The organism is Streptomyces antioxidans, from assembly GCF_000968685.2.
In the GTDB taxonomy this organism is placed as follows: Bacteria; Actinomycetota; Actinomycetes; order Streptomycetales; family Streptomycetaceae; genus Streptomyces; species Streptomyces antioxidans.
Genome location: NZ_LAKD02000121.1, coordinates 1 through 22,707 on the forward strand (window position 1 = coordinate 1; position 22,707 = coordinate 22,707).

Annotated in this window: 17 protein-coding genes; 5 read left to right on the forward strand and 12 right to left on the reverse strand. The window is 73.1% G+C overall.

Going from position 1 to position 22,707, the window contains the following annotated elements; genetic code table 11:
* Positions 1 to 112 precede the first annotated feature (112 nt).
* The 4 genes from VT50_RS34625 to VT50_RS40755 form a co-directional block, all read right to left on the reverse strand.
* A complete protein-coding gene (locus VT50_RS34625) occupies positions 113 to 1,585 on the reverse strand; it encodes a GntP family permease (protein WP_046089970.1) in 1,473 nt (490 codons plus the stop codon).
* A gap of 196 nt (positions 1,586 to 1,781) precedes the next feature.
* Positions 1,782 to 2,195, reverse strand: coding sequence for a RidA family protein (locus tag VT50_RS34630; RefSeq protein ID WP_046089969.1), 414 nt, complete (start codon positions 2,193 to 2,195; stop codon positions 1,782 to 1,784).
* Positions 2,192 to 3,022, reverse strand: a complete 831-nt coding sequence (locus VT50_RS34635) for an IclR family transcriptional regulator (RefSeq protein WP_046089968.1) — start codon at positions 3,020 to 3,022, stop codon at positions 2,192 to 2,194. The genes VT50_RS34630 and VT50_RS34635 overlap by 4 nt, the downstream gene beginning before the upstream one ends.
* Positions 3,019 to 4,629, reverse strand: a complete 1,611-nt coding sequence (locus VT50_RS40755) for a PfkB family carbohydrate kinase (RefSeq protein ID WP_240529423.1) — start codon at positions 4,627 to 4,629, stop codon at positions 3,019 to 3,021. Before VT50_RS40755 ends, VT50_RS34635 begins: the two co-directional genes overlap by 4 nt.
* A gap of 146 nt (positions 4,630 to 4,775) precedes the next feature.
* On the opposite strand from VT50_RS40755, the gene VT50_RS34650 reads away from it, so the two are divergent.
* The 3 genes from VT50_RS34650 (at position 4,776) to VT50_RS34660 (ending at position 9,848) form a co-directional block, all read left to right on the forward strand.
* Positions 4,776 to 6,074, forward strand: coding sequence for an alanine racemase (locus tag VT50_RS34650; protein WP_046089967.1), 1,299 nt, complete (start codon positions 4,776 to 4,778; stop codon positions 6,072 to 6,074).
* A gap of 536 nt (positions 6,075 to 6,610) precedes the next feature.
* A complete protein-coding gene (locus VT50_RS34655; protein WP_046089966.1) occupies positions 6,611 to 8,218 on the forward strand; it encodes an N-acyl-D-amino-acid deacylase family protein in 1,608 nt (535 codons plus the stop codon).
* An 85-nt stretch (positions 8,219 to 8,303) separates the two neighbouring features.
* Positions 8,304 to 9,848, forward strand: a complete 1,545-nt coding sequence (locus tag VT50_RS34660; protein ID WP_046089965.1) for a hypothetical protein — start codon at positions 8,304 to 8,306, stop codon at positions 9,846 to 9,848.
* Positions 9,849 to 10,004: 156 nt separating this feature from the next.
* On the opposite strand, the gene VT50_RS34665 is transcribed toward VT50_RS34660, so the two are convergent.
* Entirely contained in the window at positions 10,005 to 10,706 is a 702-nt protein-coding gene (locus VT50_RS34665; RefSeq protein ID WP_107424951.1) for a TetR family transcriptional regulator, read from the reverse strand.
* A 99-nt stretch (positions 10,707 to 10,805) separates the two neighbouring features.
* Here VT50_RS34665 and VT50_RS34670 point away from each other — a divergent pair, with 99 nt between their 5' ends.
* The gene (locus VT50_RS34670; protein WP_046089964.1) at positions 10,806 to 11,792 is read left to right on the forward strand and encodes a quinone oxidoreductase family protein; all 987 of its coding nucleotides are present in this window, start codon (positions 10,806 to 10,808) and stop codon (positions 11,790 to 11,792) included.
* A 298-nt stretch (positions 11,793 to 12,090) separates the two neighbouring features.
* Here VT50_RS34670 and VT50_RS34675 read toward each other — a convergent pair whose 3' ends face one another.
* Complete coding sequence (locus VT50_RS34675; protein WP_420822254.1) at positions 12,091 to 12,954, reverse strand: SDR family NAD(P)-dependent oxidoreductase; 864 nt, start codon at positions 12,952 to 12,954, stop codon at positions 12,091 to 12,093.
* Positions 12,955 to 13,038: 84 nt separating this feature from the next.
* Between VT50_RS34675 and VT50_RS34680 the strand changes: the two genes are divergently transcribed.
* A complete protein-coding gene (locus VT50_RS34680; protein WP_046089962.1) occupies positions 13,039 to 13,710 on the forward strand; it encodes a TetR/AcrR family transcriptional regulator in 672 nt (223 codons plus the stop codon).
* Positions 13,711 to 13,755: 45 nt separating this feature from the next.
* On the opposite strand, the gene VT50_RS34685 is transcribed toward VT50_RS34680, so the two are convergent.
* The 6 genes from VT50_RS34685 to VT50_RS34715 all read right to left on the reverse strand — a co-directional run bounded on the left by VT50_RS34685 (position 13,756) and on the right by VT50_RS34715 (position 22,692).
* Positions 13,756 to 14,394: a TetR family transcriptional regulator C-terminal domain-containing protein gene (locus VT50_RS34685; protein ID WP_240529424.1), complete on the reverse strand. Its 639-nt coding sequence runs from the start codon at positions 14,392 to 14,394 to the stop codon at positions 13,756 to 13,758.
* Positions 14,391 to 16,406: a CocE/NonD family hydrolase gene (locus VT50_RS34690; protein WP_046089960.1), complete on the reverse strand. Its 2,016-nt coding sequence runs from the start codon at positions 16,404 to 16,406 to the stop codon at positions 14,391 to 14,393. Before VT50_RS34690 ends, VT50_RS34685 begins: the two co-directional genes overlap by 4 nt.
* A gap of 649 nt (positions 16,407 to 17,055) precedes the next feature.
* Positions 17,056 to 19,173: a dipeptide ABC transporter ATP-binding protein gene (locus VT50_RS40765; RefSeq protein ID WP_276207362.1), complete on the reverse strand. Its 2,118-nt coding sequence runs from the start codon at positions 19,171 to 19,173 to the stop codon at positions 17,056 to 17,058.
* Complete coding sequence (locus tag VT50_RS34705) at positions 19,173 to 20,093, reverse strand: ABC transporter permease (RefSeq protein ID WP_107424952.1); 921 nt, start codon at positions 20,091 to 20,093, stop codon at positions 19,173 to 19,175. Before VT50_RS34705 ends, VT50_RS40765 begins: the two co-directional genes overlap by 1 nt.
* On the reverse strand, positions 20,090 to 21,049 hold the full coding sequence (locus tag VT50_RS34710; RefSeq protein ID WP_046086923.1) for an ABC transporter permease: 960 nt from the start codon (positions 21,047 to 21,049) through the stop codon (positions 20,090 to 20,092). Before VT50_RS34710 ends, VT50_RS34705 begins: the two co-directional genes overlap by 4 nt.
* Entirely contained in the window at positions 21,049 to 22,692 is a 1,644-nt protein-coding gene (locus VT50_RS34715; RefSeq protein ID WP_240529425.1) for an ABC transporter substrate-binding protein, read from the reverse strand. Before VT50_RS34715 ends, VT50_RS34710 begins: the two co-directional genes overlap by 1 nt.
* Positions 22,693 to 22,707 lie beyond the last annotated feature (15 nt).

Genomic DNA, 22,707 nt, shown 5'->3' on the forward strand with positions numbered 1-22,707 from the left:
TTCATCTCCGCCGTCAAACACGGGGAATTCCCCGCCTCCTGAACCGACCGGCCCCCCACCGCAGAAGCGAACGGCCCCCGACCGGGGGCCGTCGACATGTGGGCGCCGCCCGCTAGATGACGATGCTCAGCAGGGCCGCGACCACGAAACCGGCCACCGACAGCACCGTCTCCAGGACCGTCCACGACTTCAGCGTGTCGGTCTCGGAGATGCCGAAGTACTTCGCCACCATCCAGAAGCCGCCGTCGTTCACATGCGAGGCGAAGATCGAGCCCGCCGAGATCGACATGATGACCAGCGCCAGATGGGCCTGTGAGTAGTCGCCCTCGGAGAGCATCGGGGTGACGATGCCCGCCGTCGTGACGATCGCGACCGTCGCCGAGCCCTGGGCCACCCGGAGCACCACCGAGATCAGCCAGGCCAGCACGATGACCGGCAGGCCCGCGCTGTCGAAGGCGTCGGCCAGGGCCTGGGCGACACCGCTGCCCTTGAGGACCGCGCCGAAGACCCCGCCCGCGCCGACCACCAGCAGGATGTTGCCCACGGGCTTGAGGGAGGCGGTGGAGACGGTCTCCAGGGACTTGCGGGACCAGCCGCGCCGGATGCCCAGCAGGTAGTAGGCGAGGAGCAGGGCGATCGTCAGCGCCACGAAGGGGTGGCCGAAGAACTCGATGACCGAGCGGCCGGTGCTCGGGTCCAGCGCGACCGAGGAGAACGTGGCCAGGAGGATCAGGACCAGCGGGGTGCCGATGATCGTGAGCACCGTGGCCACCGAGACCGGCCGCTCGGCCGGGGTGGCGCCGGAGGCCCGCTGCTGGGCCGCGACCGCCTCCCGGGACTCCTCGGCCGCCTCCACCATGTCCTGCGGTACGGGCACGAAGATGCGGTTGCCGATCCAGGCCGAGTAGCCCCACGCGGCCAGCACCGACGGGATGCCCACGACGATGCCCATCAGGATGACCCAGCCCAGGTCGACATGGAGCAGTCCGGCCGCGGCCACCGGGCCGGGGTGCGGCGGCAGGAAGGCGTGGGTCATGGACAACCCGGCCAGCATCGGCATCGCGTAGAGCAGGATGGACTTGCCGCTGCGCTTGGCGGCCGCGTAGACGATCGGCGCGAGGACGAAGATGCCGACGTCGAAGAAGACGGGTATGCCGAAGATCAGACCGGTGAGCCCCATCGCGAGCGGCGCCCGCTTCTCCCCGAAGAGGCCGAGCAGCCGGGCACTCAGCGCCTCCGCGCCGCCGGAGACCTCGAGGATCGCGCCGAGCATGGTGCCCAGGCCGATGATGATGGCTATGTGGCCGAGGATGCCGCCCATACCGGATTCGATGAGCGAGACGGCGTCCGACTTCTGGACCGTGCCGAAGAGTTCGGTGACCGAGAGACCGGCGGCCAGACCGACGGCGATGGAGACGCCGAGCAGCGCCACGAAGGGCTGCAGCCGGACCTTGATGATCAGGTAGAGCAGTAGCGCGATGCCGAGGGCGGCGACGGTCAGCAGACCGGCGGTGCCGTCGATGAGGGCGAGCAGACCACCGGTGTGGGGTGGGGTCTCGGCAGCGGGAGCGGCCGCGAGCAGCATGGGGAACTCCGGAATGTGGGTAGGGGGTACCGCCGCACGGCGGGGGGCCGCGCGCGGGGAAAGCCTGGGTGCGGGTGATCAGGGCGCGAGCTTCCGGCGACGGGGACGGGGACGGAGGTGGAGGTCGAGATGGGGATGGGGAGTTGGAACCCGTGGCGGGCGGGGAAAGCTCCCGCCCGCCACGGGGGTTCGGGGATCAGCCCAGTACGGCGAGGGCGTCGATCTCGACGAGCAGACCGGCAGGGAGCCCGACGTAGACCGTCGTACGGGCGGCCGGGGCCTCCTTCAGGTCGGCGAAGAACTCGTTGTAGATCTCGTTGAGTTCGGCGAAGTGGCCGGTGTCGGTGAGGTAGATCCGCACCATCACCACGTCCTCCCAGCTCGCACCGCCCTCCTCCAGCACGGACTGCACATTGCGCAGGGTCTGCAGGGTCTGCTCGCGCAGGGTGGGCCCGACGGGGGCGGGGGCCTGGCCCGGGACGGCGGGGCCGAAGCCGACCTGACCGGCGACCTGGAGGATGTTCCCCTTCTTCACGCCGTGGGAGAACTTGGCGGGCGGGGTGGTGTGGGTGGCCGGGGTGATCGCGGTCTTCTGCAGCTTCTCGGTCATGAGGAGGTCTCCTCGGCTCTCTTCTCGGGGGTTTGGTGCGATGGTTCGGATGAGGGGGTGGCGGCCGACGCGTCGAGGGACACGGGGGCACCGCCCGAGTATTCCCGGCTGATCTCCTCCGCCGTGCGGCGCACCAGCGGCAGCAGGGAGAGGAGTTCGTCGGCGCTGACGACGACGTTGGGCGCCGATACCGAGCAGGCGGCGACGACCCGTCCGTCCGCTCCCCGGATCGGTGCCCCGACGCAGTTGATCGACTCCTCGTGGCCGCCGAAGTCGGTGGCCCAGCCCTGGTCGCGCACGGTCGCCAGCTCCTTGAGGAACGCGGCGGCGTTGGGCGTCGAACGGGGCGTGTACGCGGGGTAGGTGAGCCGTTCGGCCAGCGTCCGCCGCTCGGGCTCGGGCAGATCGGCCAGCAGCAGCTTGGCCACGGCGGCCACGGTGATGGCCACGGGCTTGCCGATCCGTGAGTACATCCGCACCGGGTAGCGGCTCTCGACCTTGTCGATGTAGAGCACCTCGTTCTCCTCGTACACCGCGAGGTGGACGGTGTGCCCGCAGCGTTCGTTGAGCGCCACCAGATGGGGGTGGGCGATCTCGCGCACGTCGAGGTTCTCGACCGCCTCCTGCGCGAGCGCGAAGAGGCGGGCGCCGAGGCGGTAGCGCTGGTCCTGCTGGCGGTAGACCATGCCGTGCTCATGGAGGGTGCGCAGCAGCCGCAGCGCGGTCGACTTGTGCACGCCCAGCCGCGTGGCGACCTGCTCCAGATTGGCCGGTCCCTCCGCCAGCAGCGGCAGGATGGTCAGCGCTCGGTCGACGGTCTGGCTCATGAGTCGGTTACCTCCACCGCTGCGGTCTCGGCCCACTTTTCGGCGGGACTCGGCAGATCTGTCCAGCCGGGGCCGAATCGCAGTGTGCCCCACCGCGTGGCATCGAGTGCCACCAGGTGGTCGGCGTACTCGCGGGCGGGCGGGGTGCCGAGGTCGCCGGGGACGGTGAGGGCGGCGGCGGCCATGAGGTGGCCGTGGCGCAGCCGTTCGGCGATGGGCAGTCCGCGCAGGGTGCCGGAGAGGAAACCGGCGGCGAAGGCGTCGCCCGCGCCGACGGGGGCGACGACGTCGACGTGCGGGGCGGGTTCGAAGGTGATGTCGTCGGCGCGGTCGCCTGGGCGGCGGGCATCGGTGTCATGGCCTGGGCGGCGGGCATCCGCGCCGCCGTCCGAGCGGCGGTCGTCGGCGCGGTCGCCTAGGCAGCGAGCGTGGACGTCATCCCCTGAGCGGCGCGCATCGGCGTCACCGTCCGAGCGGCGCGCGTCGGCATCGGGGCCTGAGCGGCAGACGTCGGCGCCGTCGCCTGAGCGGTGGGCATCGGCGCCGTCGCCTGAGCGGCGGTCGTCGGCGTCATCGCCTGGGCGGCGGTCGTCGGCGTCATCGCCTGGGCGGCGGGCATCCACACCGTCGCCTGAGCGGCGGGCGTCAGCGCGGTGGTCTGAGCTGCGCGCGTCGGCGGCGGCGCCTCGGCCGCGGGCGTCGGCGCCGTCGCCTGAGCGGCGCGCGTAGGCCGTGGCCCCGGCGCCGCCCTGCTTGACGACCAGCACCTCCGGCTCGGGCAGCGCCGCCCGTATGGCCTCCGGGCCGCGTACCCCCCAGACCGCCGCGGCCTCGTCCTCGCCGACGAAGACGAGGTCGCAGCGGCGGGCGAGGTCGAGCAGGACCGCAGGGCCGGTTTCGCCATCGGCTCCCGCTCCCTCCACCTCCCCCTCCCCCTTCTGCCAGAGCGAGACCCGGTAGTTGAGGTCGAAGGAGACGAGGGGGCGACCGGGGGCGCAGGCGGTCAGCTCGTGCATCAGCGCGCGGCAGTCGCCGGAGAGGGCCGGGGTGATCCCGGTCAGGTGGAGCACCCGGCCGGACCAGGCCCGCGCCCGGGGGATGAGCGCGGGGGACATGGCCGCGGCGGCGGATCCGGCCCGGTAGTAGACCACCTCGGCGAGCGGTTCCGGGGCGGCGCCGCCGTCCCGGTCGGCCGTCTCGGAGCCGACGGCCCGCTCCCCCGCCGTACGGAAGTAGATCCCGGTGGGGCGGTACGGGTCGCGCTGGACGTACGCCGTGTCCACGCCGGTGGCCGCGATCTCCCGTACGAGGTGCTCGCCGAAGCCGTCCGTGCCCACCCGGCTGATCCAGCGCGCGCTGTGCCCGGCGCGGGCCAGACCACAGGCGACATTGGACTCGGCGCCGCCGATGCCCCGGGCGAAGGAGGGGACATCCGCCAGTCGGCCCGGTCGGGACGGCACGAAGGTCACCATCGACTCGCCGAGACATACGACGTCGACACCATCGGCGATGACGTCGGCGTCGACGACATCACCGACAACATCACCGACAACATCGCCGGCGTCAGCGACGCCTTCGGCGGCCTCGGCGCTGGAGAGAGGGGACACGGTTGGGTCTCGCTCCTCGTGGATGGGCGGATGGGGGGCAGCCACACACCGTTGACCCGGTGCTGGGCGGGATGTTAGACAGCGCTAAGCGTTATGCGCAATGAACGTTGCAGAGATTGCAACCGAAATCGTTATGGAGGCGCTCCATGGCCACCGACCATCGCGACCAGGCCGTCGCCGCCCTCGCGCGGGAGCGCGTCGACCACCGCTTCAAGGGGCTGCCGCCTAGCGCCGAGGGCCTTACGGTCGGCGAGCTCGCCGCCGAGCGGCGCTCCCTGTTCACCGGTGGCTTCACCACGCCCGTACTGGCGCTGTCGGCCGAGGCGCTGGAGCACAACCTGGTGGCGATGGAGCGCTACTCCGCCGCCCATGGGCTCGCCTTCGCCCCGCACGGCAAGACCTCCCTGGCCCCGCAGCTCTTCGAGCGCCAACTCGCGCACGGGGCCTGGGGGATCACCGCGGCCGTCCCCACCCAGGTGCGGATCTACCGGGCCTTCGGCATCCAGCGGATCTTCCTCGCCAACGAGGTCGTCGACGCCGCCGCCCTGCACTGGCTCGCGGCCGAACTCGACGCCGACCCCGATTTCCGCTTCATCGCCTACGTCGACTCGGTGCGCGGCGTGGAGCTGATGGACGCGGCCCTGCGGGAGGCGGGCGCGCGGCGGCCGGTCGATGTGGTGGTCGAGCTGGGCGGCGGCGAGGGAGCGCGCACCGGGGTCCGTACGGAGGCGGAGTGCGCGGCGGTCGCCGACGCGGTCGCGGCCACCGGGACCCTGCGGCTGGTCGGGGTGGCGGGTTACGAGGGCGAGGTGCCGAAGCCGGACGGCGAGCGGGTACGCGCGTGGCTGCGCCGCCTGACGGCACTGGCGGCGGACTTCGACGCGGCGGGCCGCTTCGGGGACGTGGACGAGGTGGACGAGGTGGTGGTCAGCGCGGGCGGCAGCGCGTGGTTCGACGCGGTGGCGGACGTCTTCGCGGAACTGCCCACGCTGTCGCGGCCGGTGCTGAAGCTGCTGCGCTCGGGGGCGTACGTCTCCCATGACGACGGCCACTACCGGCACATCACCCCGTTCAACCGCGTCCCGGAGGAGGGCGAGCTGCACCCGGCCTTCCGCCTGTGGGCCCAGGTCGTCTCGCGCCCCGAACCGGGCCAGGCGTTCCTCAACGCGGGCAAGCGGGACGCGGCGTACGACCTGGACATGCCCGAACCCCAGCTGATCCGCTCCGCCCGGGACGCCACCACCCGCCCCGCCACGGGCCTCACCATCACGGCCCTCTCCGACCAGCACGCCTGGGTCTCGGTCGCGGACGACACGCCCCTGGAGGTCGGCGACTGGGTGGCCCTGGGCCTCTCCCACCCCTGCACCAGCTTCGACAAATGGCAACTGATCCCGGTAGCGGAGTCCAACGGCACCGTCACGGACTACATCCGCACCTTCTTCTAACCCGCCCCACCCTCCCCCGGGGCTCCGCCCCGGCACGGTTCCCCAAAGGCGCCGATCAGGCCGGGCCCAAGCCCCGGTCGGCCCCGGCGGGCGGAGCACAAGGCCAACACTGGACTCGGGCGCAGTGCACCCAGCTTGCGGGCCACGAGACCCGCGGCCGGGCCATAGGCGCAAGCCCCGTCGGCCCCGGCGGCCGAGGCTGGCGGTGTGGGGGACCCGGAGGGTCCCCCACCGAGTCAGGGCGGGTGGGTGGGACAACGGACGGTGCGCGCCCGCGCTGGGCCCGGGCGCAGGAGCCCGGGTTACGGGCCGTGAGCCCCGGGGCGGGGGCCATGGGCCCTGGTGGCCGGGGCGCGCCCGCGCTGGGCCCAAGACGCAGGTCGGGCGGCTCACGGGCCGTGCGGCCGGACCAAGGGCGCGAGTCCCCTGTGGGTGTGGGGGACCCGGAGGGTCCCCCAGCGGGTAAGGGCGGGTGGGTGGGACAACAAGACGGCGGGCGCCCCAAGGCGCGGGCGGCAGGAAGAGAGGGCAACCCCATGCAGCTGGTCATCCGCGGTGCGGACGTCATCGACGGCACCGGACAAGCCCGGTACCGGGCAGACGTGGCCGTCGACGGCGGCCGGATCGCCGCCATCGTGCCCGAGGGGAGCGGCCGACGCCCCACCGCCCACCGCGTGGTGGAGGCCGACGGCCTCGCCCTCTCCCCCGGCTTCATCGATATGCACGCCCACAGCGACCTCGCCCTGCTCCGCGACCCCGACCACTCCGCGAAGGCCGCCCAGGGCGTGACCCTGGAGGTCATCGGCCAGGACGGGCTCTCGTACGCGCCCGTGGACGACCGCACGCTCGCCCAGATCCGTACCGCCATCACCGGCTGGAACGGCGACGGCTCCGACATCGACTTCACCTGGCGCACCGTCGGCGAGTTCCTGGACCGCCTCGACCACGGCTTCGACGGCCGGGGCATCGCGGTCAACGCCGCGTACCTCATCCCCCAGGGCACCGTCCGCATGCTCGCCCTCGGCTGGGCGGACCGCGACGCGACGCCCGCCGAGGTCGAACGGATGAAGGCGCTGGTGGCGGAGGGACTTGAGCAGGGGGCGGTCGGCCTGTCCTCCGGGCTCACCTACACCCCCGGGATGTACGCGTCCGACGCCGAGCTCACCGAGCTGTGCCGGGTCGTGGCCGCGTACGACGGCTACTACTGCCCCCACCACCGCTCCTACGGCGCCGGTGCCCTCCGCGCCTACGAGGAGATGGTGGCCCTCAGCCGGGAGGCGGGCTGTGCGCTGCACCTCGCCCACGCCACCATGAACTTCGACCTCAACAAGGGCCGCGCCCCCGAACTGCTCGCGCTCCTCGACACCGCGCTCGCCGACGGCGCCGACATCACCCTCGACACCTATCCCTATCTCCCCGGCTGCACCACGCTCGCCGCGATGCTGCCGAGCTGGGCGGCCGAGGGCGGCCCCGACGCGGCCCTCGCACGGCTGCGCGACGACGCCGAGGCCGAACGCATCCGGCACGTCATGGAGGAAGAGGGAGCGGACGGCTGCCACGGGGTGCCGATCAACTGGGACACGATCGAGATCTCCGGCGTGCACGACCCGGTCCTCACCGGATACGTCGGCAAGACGGTCGCCGCGAGCGCCCGCGAACGGGCCGAGGCGCCCTGGGTCACCGCGCGCCGCCTCCTCCTTGACGACCGCCTCGGCCCGACGATCCTGCAACACGTCGGGCACGAGGAGAACGTCCAGGCGATCATGAAGCACCCCGCCCACACCGGCGGCAGCGACGGCATCCTGCACGGCGCCAAGCCGCACCCCCGCGCCTACGGCACGTTCCCCCAGTACCTGGGCCGCTACGTCCGTGAGCTGGGCGTCCTCGCCCTGGAGGAGTGCGTGGCCCATCTGACCGCACGCCCCGCGGCCCGCCTCCGCCTCCCCGACCGCGGCCAGGTCCGCGAGGGCTACCGCGCGGACCTCGTCCTCTTCGACCCGGAGACGGTCGCGGCGGGCTCGACGTTCGAGGCCCCGCGCACCCTGCCGACCGGCATTCCCCACGTCCTCATCGACGGCCGCTTCGTCATCGAGGACGGACGGCGGACGGACGTCCTCGCGGGGCGCGCGATCCGCCGCGCGTGAGAGGTCGCGCGGCGGGCTCGCACGGCCGCATCGTGCACAGGGGCGGGGAAGTCCGTTGTCAGCGGGCAGTGTTACGTTCTGTGACATGACCGATCACGCGGACGTCACCGACCACGCGCTGCGGCTGCTGCGGCAGGACCGCCGCCTGGCCGAACTGGCCGCCTTCCCCTTCGACTTCGACCTGGACCGCGCCGCCCACGGCCATGTCGAGGAGGTCCGCCTCGCCTCGGGCGGGCCGCTGGAGACGGTGGCCGGGGACGACACCGGCGGTAGCTACTTCGTGTGCGCGGACGGCTCGGTGCTCTACGCCGACTCGGAAGGCGCCGCGGGGATCATCGGCTCCAGCGTCGACGAGGCCCTGGAGCTCGTGATCGGCCTCCCCGGCTGGCGCGGGTACACGGGTCTGTCGCCGGACGACGGTGAGGAGAAGATCCTGGCCCGCGTCGCGGAGACCGAGGAGGAGATCCGTGAGTACTACGGAATCGACGAGGAGCGGGCCGAGCTCCGCGCGGCGCTGGGCTTCCCGGAGCGTTCCCCGGTCGAGCTGGTGGGCAGGCTGCGTGCCGCGCTGCTGCGCACCGAGCCGCACTTCGTACTGCTCAACGCGGATGAGGGATGCGCGTACGACCGGCTGGGCCCGGCCGGTCCCCCGCTGTGGGAGCCGGTGCTCGCGGCGGGCCGCGCCGATCTCGCCCGGCTGCGGGAGGGCGACCGCACGGCGTGGTGTGACGTCGCCGAGGACCCGGTGCGGCGCCGGATCACCCTGCGGGCCGCGCAGTTCGACCGCGCCGAGGGCGATCTGGAGCCGCTGCGGCATCTGCTGCGGCACGAGACGCGGTCCTCGATGACGGACGAACTGCGGCTCGCTGCCGTGCTGGTGGGGCTGTACGGGGACACCGGAGACCTGCCGCTGCTGCTCGAGGTCCGGGAGACGGACTTCGACACGATGTGCGGCCTGGGCGGCATGCCGGAACCGGGCGCGAGCGCGGACGAGTTGCGGCAGTGGGCGCGGGCGCTCGACGAGTCGATGTTCGGGACGGACCCGTCGGACGAGCCGGTCTCCACATGGACCGGCCTGGCGCGGGACCAGGGGATGACGGAGCTCGCGCGGGTGACCCTGATCCGCAAACTCGACACCATCTTCATGGACCAGGGCAGACTCCACCGCCCGGAGGCGCCCCGCGCCCTGGCCACAGCTCCGCTGAGCGGGCTCGCCCGGGACTTCGAGGAGCTCGGTGACCTCCCCCAGGCGCTGCGCGCCCAGCGCCTGTACGCCGCCCTTCAGCAGACGGCACGGGACCGGGCCTCGGCCCGGCACTCCCAGGCCCGCCTGGAGCGGGAGGCGGGCCGACTGCCGCAGGCCGCGGACAGCCTGGCCGCCGTGCGCGAGGCCCTGGCCGCCCCGGGCGATGACTCGGCGCGCCACTGGCGGCAGGTCAACCTCGGCCGCTTCATCGCCGAGGAGCACTACCGGCTCGCCCTCGCCCTGGCCGACGCGGGCCACCCCGAGGAGAGCCGCGCCCTCCTCACGGCAGCCGACGCCATACTCGGCGAGCTCTCGGAGAACGCCGCGAGAGGCGTCCGCGAGCTCGCCGAGCGGGCCGCCACGAGAGTGCGGGAGGTCAGCTGACGACAGCGGGGTGGGGGTGGTCGGCGGGGTGGGGGTAGTCCGAGCCGACAGGCATTCACGACCGACAGCGACGACCAGCCGCTGGGACCAGCCACGACGATCGGCCGCGACCACGGGCCGCGACGACCAGCCGCTGGGACGAACGCCCGCGCCCCATCACGTACCGCCGAGTCCCACCGCGCACGCCTCGAGGAGGCCCGTCAGCCGCGGGGAGAAATCCAGCGCGACATGCCCCCACCGCGGCTCCTGCTCGTACAGCGCCGCAAGGGTGGGGGTCGGATGGGAGACCTGCCAGAGACCGGCCGCCAGCATGATCGCGGCTGCCAGCAGGCTGGTGATCTGCTCGACCGTCATCGTGCTCGCGTGATCCAGCGTGGCGGCGATCTCATCGTGCGCGGCGAAGGAGTTGGTCTTGTAGCGGCGGGCCCGTTCGATGTCGACGTCGCCTTCGAGGTACAGCGTGGCGTGCGTCAGGAGATCGCAGAACACCGGTAGCGCGACCAGGGTCTGGCTGACCACCGCCGCCGTCTGCGCGGGCCCGAGCCGGGACCGGGAGGGCGCCGGACGGTGGGCAGGACCGGCCCGGTCCGCGGCCCCGCTCTTGATCGCGTCCTTGACCGCGTCCTTGATCGCGTCCCGCCACTGGCCCCAGCCCCGCTCGGCCAGCTCCAGCAGCAGCTCCTCCTTGCTGGCGTAGTACCGCCGTACGCCGGTGCGGTGCAGTCCGGCCCGCTCGGTGACGGCGGCGAGCGTGATGTACCGGACGCCGCCGAGTTCGCTCGCAAGCGCCTCCGCCGCCTTCAGCAGATCGTCCGCACGGCGTGCCTTGTCCTCGGCCGATCGGGCTCGTTGATGCACTCCAGCACCTTAACGCACACAGGGATGCGTTATCCCGGCCCGCCATGGTAGCGTCGATTTAACGCATCATGGGGTGCGTTAAATGTGGGAGGAATCGCCATGAAGGCCGTACAGGTCGCCCGGTTCGGCGAACCGGGCGTGCTCACCCTCACCGAGCTGCCCGATCCGGTCCCCGGCCCCGGCCAGGTCGCGATCGACGTCACCCATGCCGCCGTCGGCCTGATCGACGTCTACCTCCGGCAGGGGCTGTACAAGGACCGCGAGGGGCTGCCGCAACCGCCGTACGTCCCCGGCCTGGAGGTTGCCGGGACGGTGCGCGCGCTGGGCGAGGGCGTGACCGGGTTCGCCCCCGGGGAGTCGGTGGTGGCGCTCTCCTCCGGCGACGGGAAGGGCGGGTACGCGTCGGTGTTCCTCGCCGACCAAGCCCATGTCGTCTCGACGGAGGGCCATGCCATCGACCCCGCCCTCGCCGTCGCGGTGATCCCCAACGCGCTCATGGCCCATGTCGCGCTCACCGGCGCCATCCGGGTATCCGCGGGTGAGAGCGTCCTCGTCCACGGGGCACTGGGCGCGCTGGCGGCCACCTTCCCCGGCATCGCGCGGCAGCTCGGCGCCTCACGGGCGGTCGGCACGGTCCGCACCGAGCGGCTGGGCGCGGCGGCGGCCACCAAGCTGCCGTACGACACCATCGTCGACTCGGCGCGGCTGCCGGAGGTTCTCGGCGGCGAGACGTTCGACGTCATCGTCGACCCCGTCGGCGGGCCCGTCCGCGCCCAGAGCCTGGACCTGCTCGCGCCCTCGGGCCGCCTGCTGCTGGTCGGCAACGCCAGCGGCGACTGGAACCACGGCGGCATCGACGGCAACCGCGTCTGGTACGGCAACTTCACCGTCACCGGCTTCAACGCCGGTGGCTACCTCCCGGCCCACCCCGAGGCCTTCGCCCCGGCCGCGCGGGCGGCACTCCAAGCGGCCACGGACGGCCTCGTCGACGTGGAACTCGAAACACTCCCCCTGGCGGAGGCCGCCACCGCCCACCAGCGCCTGGAGAACCACACGGCAGGCGGCCGCACAGTCCTCACGATGTGACAGCCCCGGCCCCTATGGCTGCCCGGCGGATCTGCCCCACCCCGCCCCTTCCCGATACCAGGGGCTCCGCCCCTGGACCCCGGGGGTCTGGGGCGGGCCCCCACCACACGGCAGAACCGCACATCGACGCCGCGGGGAAGCGGGGAGCAGCAGGCTTCGCTACCGGACCCCGGGGGCTGGGGCAGGGACCCAGTTCCGGGGAGGGGCGGGGTGGGGGACGGCACGCCGGGGGCGCCACGACGGCCGGGGCCGAGCCCCCCACCACCCCGCGGAGCCGCACAGCCCACCGTGGGCGGCCCTAGGCCGCCGGAAGCTCTGCCGGGTACGGCTCACCGAAGTCCGCCGAGCGGCTGACCTCCTCCCAGGCAGCCGCCTCGGCGAGCTGATCCCTGGAGTAGTCCCGCGCCATGCTCGCCGCGTTCACGCCCAGCGGAAGGTGGCCAGGCACCTCACCACGGCGCACGGTCCGCACGATGATCTCCGCGGCCCGCCGAGGATCCCCGGCCGCCCCGTCCGCGCTCTGCCGCACCCGCCGGTTCATCTCCCCGACCGTCGCGTCGTAGGCGTCCGGAATCGGGTGGACCGTCATCGAGGAACCGGCCCAGTCGGTGGCGAAGCCGCTCGGCTCGACGACCATGACCCGCACGCCCAGCGGCGCGGTCTCCGCGGCGAGGACGCGGCTGAAGCCGTCCACGGCGAACTTGGCGGCCTGGTAGGAGGCGATGCCCGGCGATCCGCCGACCCGCCCGCCGATCGAGGAGATCTGCACGACGGTGCCCGCCCCCTGCTTCCGCAGGACGGGCAGGGCAGCCTTCGTGACGTGGTAGACGCCCCAGAAGTTCGTCTCGAACTGGGCGCGGAAGTCCTCGTCGTCCGAGGTCTCGATGGGCGACACATTCGCGTATCCCGCGTTGTTCACGAGCACGTCGATGCGCCCGAAGCGGGCGAGCGCCGCGTCGACGGCCTCGCGCGCCGCCCCGGGGCGGGTGACGTCCAGCGCGAGGGGGTGGACGCGGTCGCCGTACTCCTCGAACGCCTCCGCGACCGCCTCGAGGCGGCGGGCGGTGGCGACGACGCGGTCACCGGCCTCGAGGGCGGCGGTGACCAGGGCGCGGCCGAGACCGCGCGACGAACCGGTGATGAACCAGACCTGTGAATCCATGACCTGTGCACTCATACTGTTAGTACAACACCGTTCTCTTATTTACGCAACGCCGTTCCGTTAAGGGTTCCTATGATGTCCGGCATGACAACGCCTGCCTTCCAGCGTGCGCGCAGTGCCCAGGCCAAGCAGGCGCGGGAAGCGGCGATCCTGGACGCGGCCCGCGCCCTCGCCCGCGAGCGCGGGGTCAGGGACATCACCCTCACCGACATCGCCGGGGCCGTGGGCATGCACAAGTCCGCCCTGCTGCGCTACTTCGAGACGCGGGAGCAGATCTTCCTCAGGCTCACCGCGGAGGGCTGGCGGCAGTGGTCCGCCGAACTGCGCGGCGAGCTGGCACGCCGGACCCGCGCCACGGCCCCGGAGGCCGCCGAGGTCGTCGCCGCGACGCTGGCCGCCCGGCCGGTCTTCTGCGACCTGCTGGCCCAGGCGCCCATGAACCTCGAACGCAATGTGTCGATCGGCGCGGTGCGCGACTTCAAACTGGTGACGCTCGAGGAGATCGAGCTGATCGGCGACGAGCTGCGACGGCTGCTCGGCCTGACCGAGCTCCAGACCGTCGACCTCATCGCCACGGCGACCAGCCTGGCCGGGGCGCTCTGGCAGATGGCCACCCCCGGCCCGCGCCTGCGCGAGCTCTACGAGACCGACCCCCGCCTCGGCCACGCGATCGTCGAGGTGGAACCCCGGCTGTGCCGCGTCCTCAGCGCCTTCCTCAGCGGCCTCGACGCGACCCGCTCGACGACGGAGGGCTGAGGCGGCCGTCGCGCGGGCACCACGCTGCCCCCGGGAACCCGAGCCTCAGCCCCGCAGCTCCGCGTCCACGAAGCGCCGCAGATGGCGCCGGGCGGCGGGCACGCTCAGGGCCGGGACCTGGCGGAGGCGGCGCAGGGCGAGGCCGTCGGCCAGGGCGGAGAAGCGGAGGGCGAAGTCGGCCGGGTCGTCGCAGCGGAAGTCGCCCTCGGCGCGGCCCCGTTCCACCAGGGCCCGGATCTCGCCGTGCCAGCTCTCGTACCGCTCGGCCTGGCCACGGGCGAAGGCCTCGTCCCGTTCGCCCGCGTTCCAGTAGTCGAACCACATCCGCCAGTGCCGGTCCGTGTCCTCCGTGAAGAGCGCGTCGACGAGCAGTCGCAGCCCCTCCGCGCCGCTGGTGGCCTGCCCCGCGGCGTCGCTCAGCGCGGCGTAGTAGCGCTCGATGTGCAGCACCATCGCCTCGGAGAGCACTTCCTGCACGCTCTCGAAGTGGTACGTGACCGTGCCGACCGACACCCCGGCCGCGGCCGCCACCTCGCGCACCCCCACCGCCTTGGTGCCGCGCTCCGCGATGAGCGGCACCGCGGCCTCCACGATCAGCCGGCGGCGCACCTCGGTGGGCTGCCGGGTGCGGGCGGAGGCGGCGACGGCGCGGCGCGGTGGGCGGCGCTCGGACCGGGACGTCACGCGGACGTCCTCGGTGTGGTGCGGTGCCATGCGCGCGTGGCCACTGTCTCTCCGTTCGCCCGTGCCTCGATGCTGCTGTCCATGATGAATTCCTCCGCCGTGGCCCGCAGTTCCATGGCGGTGACGACCTCCGCCTCCCAGTCCCCGCGCCGCAGCCGGATGGTCCACCGAGAGCTTGCCACGGCCGACAGCGGATCGTCGGAGCGGATGCGGTAGGTCTCGCGGGCGCTCTCCTCGTAGCGCAGCCCGTCCGGATAGGTGCGGGAGCCGCCGTAGTTGGGGTCCACCTCCAGCGTCCACTCCCCCGTGGCGACGTCATGGGTGACGGTGCGTTCGGGGCGGGGTTCGGCGGACGGGGCGGTGGTCACGGGGAGCGGCGGGGCCTGCTCGGGCTCCTCGAAGGTGATCGGCTGCTCGCGTGCGGCGTCCGCGCCCGGGTCGCGTACGGGCAGCAGCAGCGCGCTCCCACCCGGCCATACGGTCAGCTGGCCGCGCTCGCCGTGCGGCCAGACCCACGGCCAGTACGCGTCCGAGACCGCGACCCTGACCCGGTGGCCGGGCGGGAAGGCGTACCCCGTCGCGTTCAGCTCGAACTCCACGTCCTCGTACGTCCCCGGCCGCCACTCCACCGCCCGCTCCCGCCCCTTCCGGGACATCAGGTTGAGCACGCCCCGGGTGACCAGGGTGGAGGAGCCGTCGGGTGCCACATCGCAGACCCGGACGATGACATGGGCGCGCGGGGTGGCGCTGTCCAGCCGCAGCCGTATCCGGGGGCGGCCCAGGATCTCGACCCGCTCGCGCAGTGCCGCCGAGTCGAAACAGACCGAACGGCCGTCCTCCGCGCGCTGGTCGGGCGGCAGATCGGTGGCGTTGCCGAAGGGGAAGAAACGGCCCGCGTCAAGGCCGGTGTGGAGCGGGGAGCGTACGATCACCGGCTCGTCGGCCGGGCCGCCGAGCGGGCGTTCGTCCCAGCGGACGGACGGCGACGGCCAGGCGTCCTCGCCGACCCAGCGGCCGGGCATCGTCGCGTATGAGGTGGCGGGCGGTACGGGGTCGTTGATCCAGGCACGGAGGATCGGCTCGTCCAGCACGCCGGTCGGCTCGTCCTTGAGCCAGTGGTCCCACCAGCGCAGGGTCTCCTGGAGGAAGCCGATCGCCGGGCCCGGGGGCAGCCCACGGTCCGGGTACTGGTGCGACCAGGGGCCGATGAGCCCCCGTACGGGCGCGTCGAGGTGTTCCAGCAGGCGCAGCACGGTGTCCCGGTACGGATCGGCCCAGCCGCCGACCGCGAGCACGGCGGCCCCGATCGCGCCGTAGTCCTCGCAGACGCTGCCGTGCCGCCAGTAGGCGTCCCGCTCCTGATGGGCGAGCCAGGTGTGGAGATACGGCTCCAGCGCGTCAAGCCGCTCCCGCCACATCGGCAGCCAGCGGTCCTCGCCGACAGAGGCGGGGTGCGGGGGGCGGGCGGTGAACGCGAGCATGGTCCCGGCCCACGCGAGCATGTCGATGCCGAGGACGGCGCCGCCGGTGTAGTGGACGTCGTTGTCGTAACGGTCGTCGGTGGAGCAGACGGTGACGACCGCCTTCAGCGGGGCGGGGCGGAAGGCGGCGATCTGGAGGGAGTTGAAGCCGCCCCAGGAGATGCCGAACATGCCCACCTTGCCGGTGCACCAGGGCTGTGCGGCCAGCCAGTTGACGACATCGACGCCGTCGGCGAGCTCGGTCGCCGTGTACTCGTCGAGCATCACGCCCTCCGAATCCCCGCTGCCGCGCAGATCGACCCGTACGGAGGCGTAGCCGTGCCCGGCGTACCAGGGGTGACGCTGCGCGTCGCGCGGGGCGGTCCAGTCACTCTTGCGGTACGGGAGGTATTCGAGCAGGGCGGGGACGGGGGCGGTACCCGCGTCCACCGGCCGCCAGATCCGTGCGTGCAGCCGCGTCTTCCCGTCCCGGGTGGGGATCCACACGTCCTCGACCAGCACCTCGCGGTCGAACGTCTCGCGGTACTTCACGAATCTCCTCTGGCGGGGGTTGGGGGTGCGGTGTGGGTACGCGTGCGGGTGCGGGTGCGGGTGCGCCTGCGGCGGGCAACTCCCCCACCCCGCCCCTTCCCGAACCATGGGCTCCACCCCCGGCCCCCGCTCCTCAAACGCCGGAGGGGCTTGAGTTGCGCGGCCTGGTGGGCACAGGGCCAGTCGCCTGGTTGTGGGCAATCGTTCCGCGGGGCGGAACGGGTGGGCACAACCCGGCCACCAGGCCGCGCGTGGCGACGAAAGCTCAAGGGACGCAGACCGGGTTCGGGAAGGGGCGGGCTGGGGGCTAGCCATCCGCTGACCGCCAGCGCCGCACTCCCAGCGGTAGCTGGCGGCGGAACGGACGGGCACAGCCCGGCCACCGGGGTACGGGCGGCGGCGATACCTCGGGGGGCGGCTCCTGGGGCGGAGCCCCAGCGGGGACCGGGGCCGAGCCCCGGTTCGGGAAGGGGCGGGGTGGGGGCTAGGGTCTGTCGTCAGAGGGGGCACCCTGCTCCCGGCGCCTGGCACGGCACCTCGCTGCGTTGTCGCGTCGCCCAAGTACGCCCAGTACGAGGGCGACGCTCCGCCTTGCGAGGCACCGCACCAGACGCCGCTCGCGGCCGGACGCCCCCTTTGCCGACAGACCCTAGCCATCCGCTGGCCGCCAGCGCCGCACTCGGTGGCCACCGCCCAGGTCGTCCCAGAGCGCCCCCGGCTCCGCCGCGTCCGCCCACTCCTCAGCGGCGGCGACGGCACCCTCGGCCTCCGGATCCGGCTCCAGCGCCGCCGCCATCAGCGCCCTCGTGTACGGGTGGCCCGGAACCGCGAAGACCGCGTCCGTCGGACCCTCCTCCACCACCACCCCGTGCCGCAGCACCACCACCCGGTCCGCGATCCCCCGCACCACCGCCAGGTCATGGCTGATGAACAGGCAGGCCAGCTCGCGCTCCCGGCGCAGATCGTCCAGCAGGCGCAACACATCCGCCTGTACGGACACATCCAGCGCCGTCGTGATCTCGTCCGCGATCAGCAGATCGGGCTCACCGGCCAGCGCCCGCGCGATGCCGATGCGCTGGCGCTGGCCGCCGGACAGCTGGGCGGGGAGCCGGTCGGCGAAGTCGGGGCCGAGGCGGACGTCGGCGATCAGCTGACGGGCCCGCGTCGCCGCCTCGCCCCGCGACCCCGCCGTGCCGAAGAAGTGCAGCGGTCGCCGCACCGCATCGCCCACCGAACGCCGCGGATTGAGCGAGGTGTCGGCGTTCTGGAAGACGAGCTGGACGGCACGGCGCAGGGCGAGCGGCCGCCGCCGCGCGGGGGCGGCCAAGTCGCCGTCCCTGCCCGGCGAGGTGCCGGACGAGCCACCAGACGAGCCGTTCGAATCGCTCCCCGGCGAGCCGCCACGCGGGCCGTCGCCACCGTACGAGCCATCAACCGGGCCGTCGCCGCCCGACGAGCCACCAACCGGGCCGTCGGAGTCGCCACCGGACGACACACCCAGCGGACCATCAGCCCGGCCACCCGACCCGGCCCCTGACACAACGCCGGACAAGCCACCACGCGAGCCACCCAACGAACCACCAACCGGACCGTCACCGCCCGACGCGCCACCAACCAGGCCGTCGGAGTCGCCACCGGACGACACACCCAGCGGGCCGTCACCGCCCGGTCGGGCGCCCAACCGGCCACCCGACCCGCCCCCAACCACAGCCCCAGCCCCGCCCCTAGCCGCAGCCCTCATCGTTCCGCCCGACGGTGCCCGCAGCCCCGCCAGCGACCACGCGATCGTCGACTTGCCGCTCCCCGACTCGCCCACCAGGGCCAGCACCTCACCGCGCCGCACCCTGAAGGAGACCCCGTCCACGGCGCGGCTCGCCCCGTAGTCGATCGTCACCTCCCGTACGTCGACCACGTCCACCGCGCCCACCGAGTCCGCCCTCGGCCGGATCTCCCGCGTACCGTCCTCCCCCACCACCGCCAGCCCCGCGTCCGCGATGCGCGGGACGCTGGCCAGCAGGCGGCGGGTGTACGGGTCGGCGGGGGCGGCGAAGAGCCGCCGGGTGGGGGCGGCCTCGACCACCCGGCCCGCGCTCAGCACACACACCTCGTCCGCCATCCGCGCGACCACGCCCAGGTCGTGGCTGACCAGGACGGCCGCGAGGCCGAGTTCCTCGCGCAGGGCGCCGATCAGGTCCAGCACCCCGCGCTGGGTGATCACATCGAGACCGGTCGTGGGCTCGTCCAGCACCAGCACCTTGGGCCGGGCCGCGATCGCCATGGCGATGGCGACACGCTGCTGCTGTCCGCCGGAGAGCTCATGCGGATAGCGGCGGGCGAGCTCGCGCGGGCGCTCCAGCCGCACCTGCTCCAGCAGGTCCGTGACGGGCACCTCGCCGCCCGCCTCCGCGATCTGCCGTCCGATCCGCATGGACGGCGTCAGGGCGTGACCCGCGTTCTGCGCGACCATCGCGACCGTACCGCCGCGCAGCCGCCGCAACTCCCGCGCGGACAGCGCGAAGACGTCCTCGCCGTCCACCGCGACCCGCCCACCCGTGATCCGTGAGCCGTGCCGCAGATGCCCCAGAAGCGTCGCGGCGACCGTCGACTTGCCGCTGCCGGACTCGCCGACCAGGGCCAGCGTCCGGCCGGGGCGCACCTCAAGCGACACCTCCTGGACGACGGGCACCTCGCGCCCGCCCGAGCCCGAGCGGTACGCGACGGACAGCTCGTCCACCGACACGATGGGGGCCTTGGGAGCCGTGGTCATCAGACGCCCTCCCTGATCCGGTCCACGCCCCACGCCTTCGACAGGCCGTCGGCCGCGAGGTTGAGCCCGACCACCATCGTGGCCAGACCGATGATCGGCGCGAGGCTGGCCATCGGCACCACCGTGATCGCGGTGCGGTTCTCCGAGACCATCAGCCCCCAGTCCGGAGTGGGCGGATCCGCGCCGAAGCCGAGGAAGGACAGCGAGGAGATCAGCAGCACCACCCACGACGCCCGCATCGCGAACTCCACGCACACCACATCGCTGATGTTGGGCAGCACCTCGCGGCGCAGAATCGCCCAGGTGCCCTCGCCCCGGGCCCGCGCCGCGGTGACGTAGTCCTGGGGGGCGACGGCGAGCGCGGCGCCCCGCACCACCCGCACCACCTGGGGAACGCAGACGACGGCGATGGCCAGCACGATGACCGAGGGTCCGGTGCCCAGCGCGGTGACGATCACCAGCAGGACGAGGATCGCGGGGATGGACAGCACCGCGTCCAGGACGCGCATCACCACATCGTCCAGCCAGCCGCCGCGCAGCGCGGCGGCACAGCCGAGGACGGTGCCGAGGGCGATGGTGATGAGGGTCGCGGTGACGGAGACGCCGAGTGCATACCGCCCGCCGTACAGCACCCGCGTCAGCACGTCGCGCCCGTACTGGTCGGTGCCCGCCCAGTGGTCGGCGCTCGGCCCGAGCAGCGCGTGCGCGGCGTCGCCCGTGGTGGGGTGGTAGGGCGTGAGCAGCGGGGCGAGCAGCGCGACCACCACATGGACGGCGACGATCACGAGCCCGATCACGGCCGGGCGGGAGGAGCGCACCGTGCGCCAGGTGCGGGCGGCGAATCCGGGCCGTACGGGCGCGGGGCCCGCGTCGGACGGCTCGGCCCCGGCCGCGCCCACGGGCAGCTTCAGGGAGCTCATCGAATCCTCCCTCCTCGGGTGCGGAGCTTGGGGTTGAGGGCCATGGACCCGAGGTCGGCGGCCAGGTTGCAGCTGACGTAGACGACCGCGCTGATGAGCGCGATCGCCTGGATGACCGGCAGATCGCGGTTCTGCACGGAGGTGAGCATCAGCTTCCCGACGCCCGGGTAGTTGAAGACGTTCTCGACCACGGCGACGCCGCCCACCAGCCAGGCCACATTGAGCGCGATGACGTGCAGCGTGGGCAGCAGCGCGCTGGGCAGCGCGTGCCGGGTGACCACGCGCCAGGTGGTCAGCCCCTTGAGCCGGGCGGTGGTGACGTATTCGCTCGCCATGACGTCGATCACCGAGGTACGGGCCATCCGTACGATGTACGCGGCCATGACGATCGCGAGCGAGGCGGCGGGCAGCCACACCGCCGGGAGCAGCTGCCCGACCCCGGCCCCCGGCCCGTACAGCACCACCGCGGGGAGCACCGGCACGGTGACGGAGAAGGCGAGCACCAGCACCGTGGCCACGACGAATTCGGGGACGCTCATCCCGACCAGGCTGACCGTGGAGATCAGGTGGTCCGGCCAGCGGTCGCGGTAGAGCCCGGCCAGGACGCCGAGGACGACCGAGCCGGTGACCGCGAAGAGGACGGTGACGACGGCGATGAGCGCGGAGTTGCCGAGGTACTGGGCGACCTCGCCGCCCACCGGCTTGGTGGTGACCAGCGAGGTGCCGAAGTCGCCGTGCAGCGCGCCCTTGATCCAGTCGAAGTACCGCTCCCAGGCGGGCCGGTCCAGACCCATCTGCTGGCGCAGCGCGGCGACCGCGTCGGGGGTGGCGTCCCTGCCGAGCACCTGGGTGGCGACATCGCCGGGCAGCGCCTGGACGGCGAGGAAGACCATGACCGAGGAAAGCAGCAGGGTGCCGAGCGCGGCGGCCACCCGGCGGAGGAGGAAGGAGAACATCACGCCCCCTTCAGCCCGATGTGCAGGTAGTCGAACTCGAAGCCGTGCTCGGCGTAGCCGCGCACCTTGCGGGAGATCCCGACGAGCCGGTCGGCGAACATCGGGGTGATCGCCCCGCCCCGCTCGACGACGATCGTCTGCGCCTGTCCGTACAGCTCGCGCCTGCGGCCGGTGTCGGTCTCCCGGCGGGCCCGGTCGAGCAGCGCGTCGAACTCCTTGTCCGACCAGGCGGTCTCGTTGTACGAGGAGCCGCCGCGGAAGACCTGGTTGAGCAGCTGGTCGACGGGGCGCCCGGTGTACCAGTAGGTGGCCATGAGCGGCTTCTTCATCCAGATCTGGGTGTAGTACGAGTCCGCGGCGGCGGTCTTGACCCGGATCCGGATGCCCGCCCGCGCGGCCGACTCCTGGTAGGCGAGGGCCATGGGCGTGAAGATCGGGTCGTAGGAGGAGGTGTGGAGGTCCATCGCCAGCCGCTCGTGCCCGGCCCGCCTCAGCAGGTGGCGGGCCTTCTCGGGGTCATGGGCGGGGTGGGCGGCGATATGGGCGGGGTCGTTCGGCGGGACGGGGTTGTCCCACCCGGCCGTGCCCGCGCCCTGGAGGGCGGCCTTCAGGATGTGCGCGGGGTCGTAGGCGAGCTTCATCGCCTGCCGCACCCGCAGATCGGTGAAGGGCTTCTCGGTGGTGAGCATCGGCAGCACGTACCACTGGGCGTTCTCGGCGCGGGCGATGGTGGCGCGGTCGGAGGCGGCGATGACCCGGGCGGTGGCGAAGTCGAGATTGGTCTGGGAGAGCAGATCGACCTGCCCGGCGAGCAGGGCGTTGGAGCGGGCCTGCATATCGGCCACGGTGTAGAAGTCGATCGCGTCCAGGACCGGGCGCCCGGCCCAGTGGTCGGCGTAGGCGGTGACCCGGCCGGGCCCGGCGGCGGCGAAGGAGACGAGCCGGAAGGGGCCGGTGCCGATGCCGGTGCGGCCGATGGAGCCCGCGCTGCCCTCGGGCACGACGTAGCAGTTGTAGTGGGTGAGCAGGCTGGGGAACTCGGCGTGCGGGCTCTTCAGGGGAACGACGAGGGTGTGGGCGTCGGGGGTGCGCAGCCGCCCCGGGTCGACCAGCGGGGACAGCACGGGGGCCTGCGGGGAGGCGGTCGCCTTGTCCAGGATGTGGCGCAGGGTGTAGGCGGCGTCGGCCGAGGTGAAGGCGCGGCCGTCGTGGAAGGTGACGCCGCGGCGCAGCCGGAAGGTCCAGGTGGCCGCCTTGGCGTCGGGCTCCCAGGACTCGGCGAGGTCGGGGGCGACGGTGCCGTCGGGCGCGATCCGGACGAGGCGGTTGTAGAGCGCGCCGAGGTATTCGTACGCGGACAGCGCGCTCGCGGGGTCCAGGGTCTCGGCGTCGGAGGCGGGCGGGCGGGCGATGCGCAGGGTGCCGCCGCGGTCGGGCCGCCCGGCCGGGCCCCGGGTGGGCACGGCCCTCGACGGGGAGGCGGAGGCGGCTCCCGAGCAGCCGGTCAGCGCGGCGGAGCCACCGAGCGCGGCGGCGGCCGCGGCGGCGGTGAGCACCGAGCGCCGCGGTATCCCGGCGGGGGCGGTGCGGTGGGAGATCTCGGCCCTCATGCGGTGGGGGATCTCGGACATCGACGGGGACATGAACGGGGGCACCCT

Coding starts and splice junctions, on each gene's coding strand:
- VT50_RS34625 (WP_046089970.1), bottom strand. CDS start 1,585: ATGCTGCTCGCGGCCGCTCCCGCTGCCGAGACCCCACCCCACACCGGT.
- VT50_RS34630 (WP_046089969.1), bottom strand. CDS start 2,195: ATGACCGAGAAGCTGCAGAAGACCGCGATCACCCCGGCCACCCACACC.
- VT50_RS34635 (WP_046089968.1), bottom strand. CDS start 3,022: ATGAGCCAGACCGTCGACCGAGCGCTGACCATCCTGCCGCTGCTGGCG.
- VT50_RS34650 (WP_046089967.1), top strand. CDS start 4,776: ATGGCCACCGACCATCGCGACCAGGCCGTCGCCGCCCTCGCGCGGGAG.
- VT50_RS34655 (WP_046089966.1), top strand. CDS start 6,611: ATGCAGCTGGTCATCCGCGGTGCGGACGTCATCGACGGCACCGGACAA.
- VT50_RS34660 (WP_046089965.1), top strand. CDS start 8,304: ATGACCGATCACGCGGACGTCACCGACCACGCGCTGCGGCTGCTGCGG.
- VT50_RS34670 (WP_046089964.1), top strand. CDS start 10,806: ATGAAGGCCGTACAGGTCGCCCGGTTCGGCGAACCGGGCGTGCTCACC.
- VT50_RS34675 (WP_420822254.1), bottom strand. CDS start 12,954: ATGGATTCACAGGTCTGGTTCATCACCGGTTCGTCGCGCGGTCTCGGC.
- VT50_RS34680 (WP_046089962.1), top strand. CDS start 13,039: ATGACAACGCCTGCCTTCCAGCGTGCGCGCAGTGCCCAGGCCAAGCAG.
- VT50_RS40765 (WP_276207362.1), bottom strand. CDS start 19,173: ATGACCACGGCTCCCAAGGCCCCCATCGTGTCGGTGGACGAGCTGTCC.
- VT50_RS34705 (WP_107424952.1), bottom strand. CDS start 20,093: ATGAGCTCCCTGAAGCTGCCCGTGGGCGCGGCCGGGGCCGAGCCGTCC.
- VT50_RS34710 (WP_046086923.1), bottom strand. CDS start 21,049: ATGTTCTCCTTCCTCCTCCGCCGGGTGGCCGCCGCGCTCGGCACCCTG.
- VT50_RS34715 (WP_240529425.1), bottom strand. CDS start 22,692: ATGTCCCCGTCGATGTCCGAGATCCCCCACCGCATGAGGGCCGAGATC.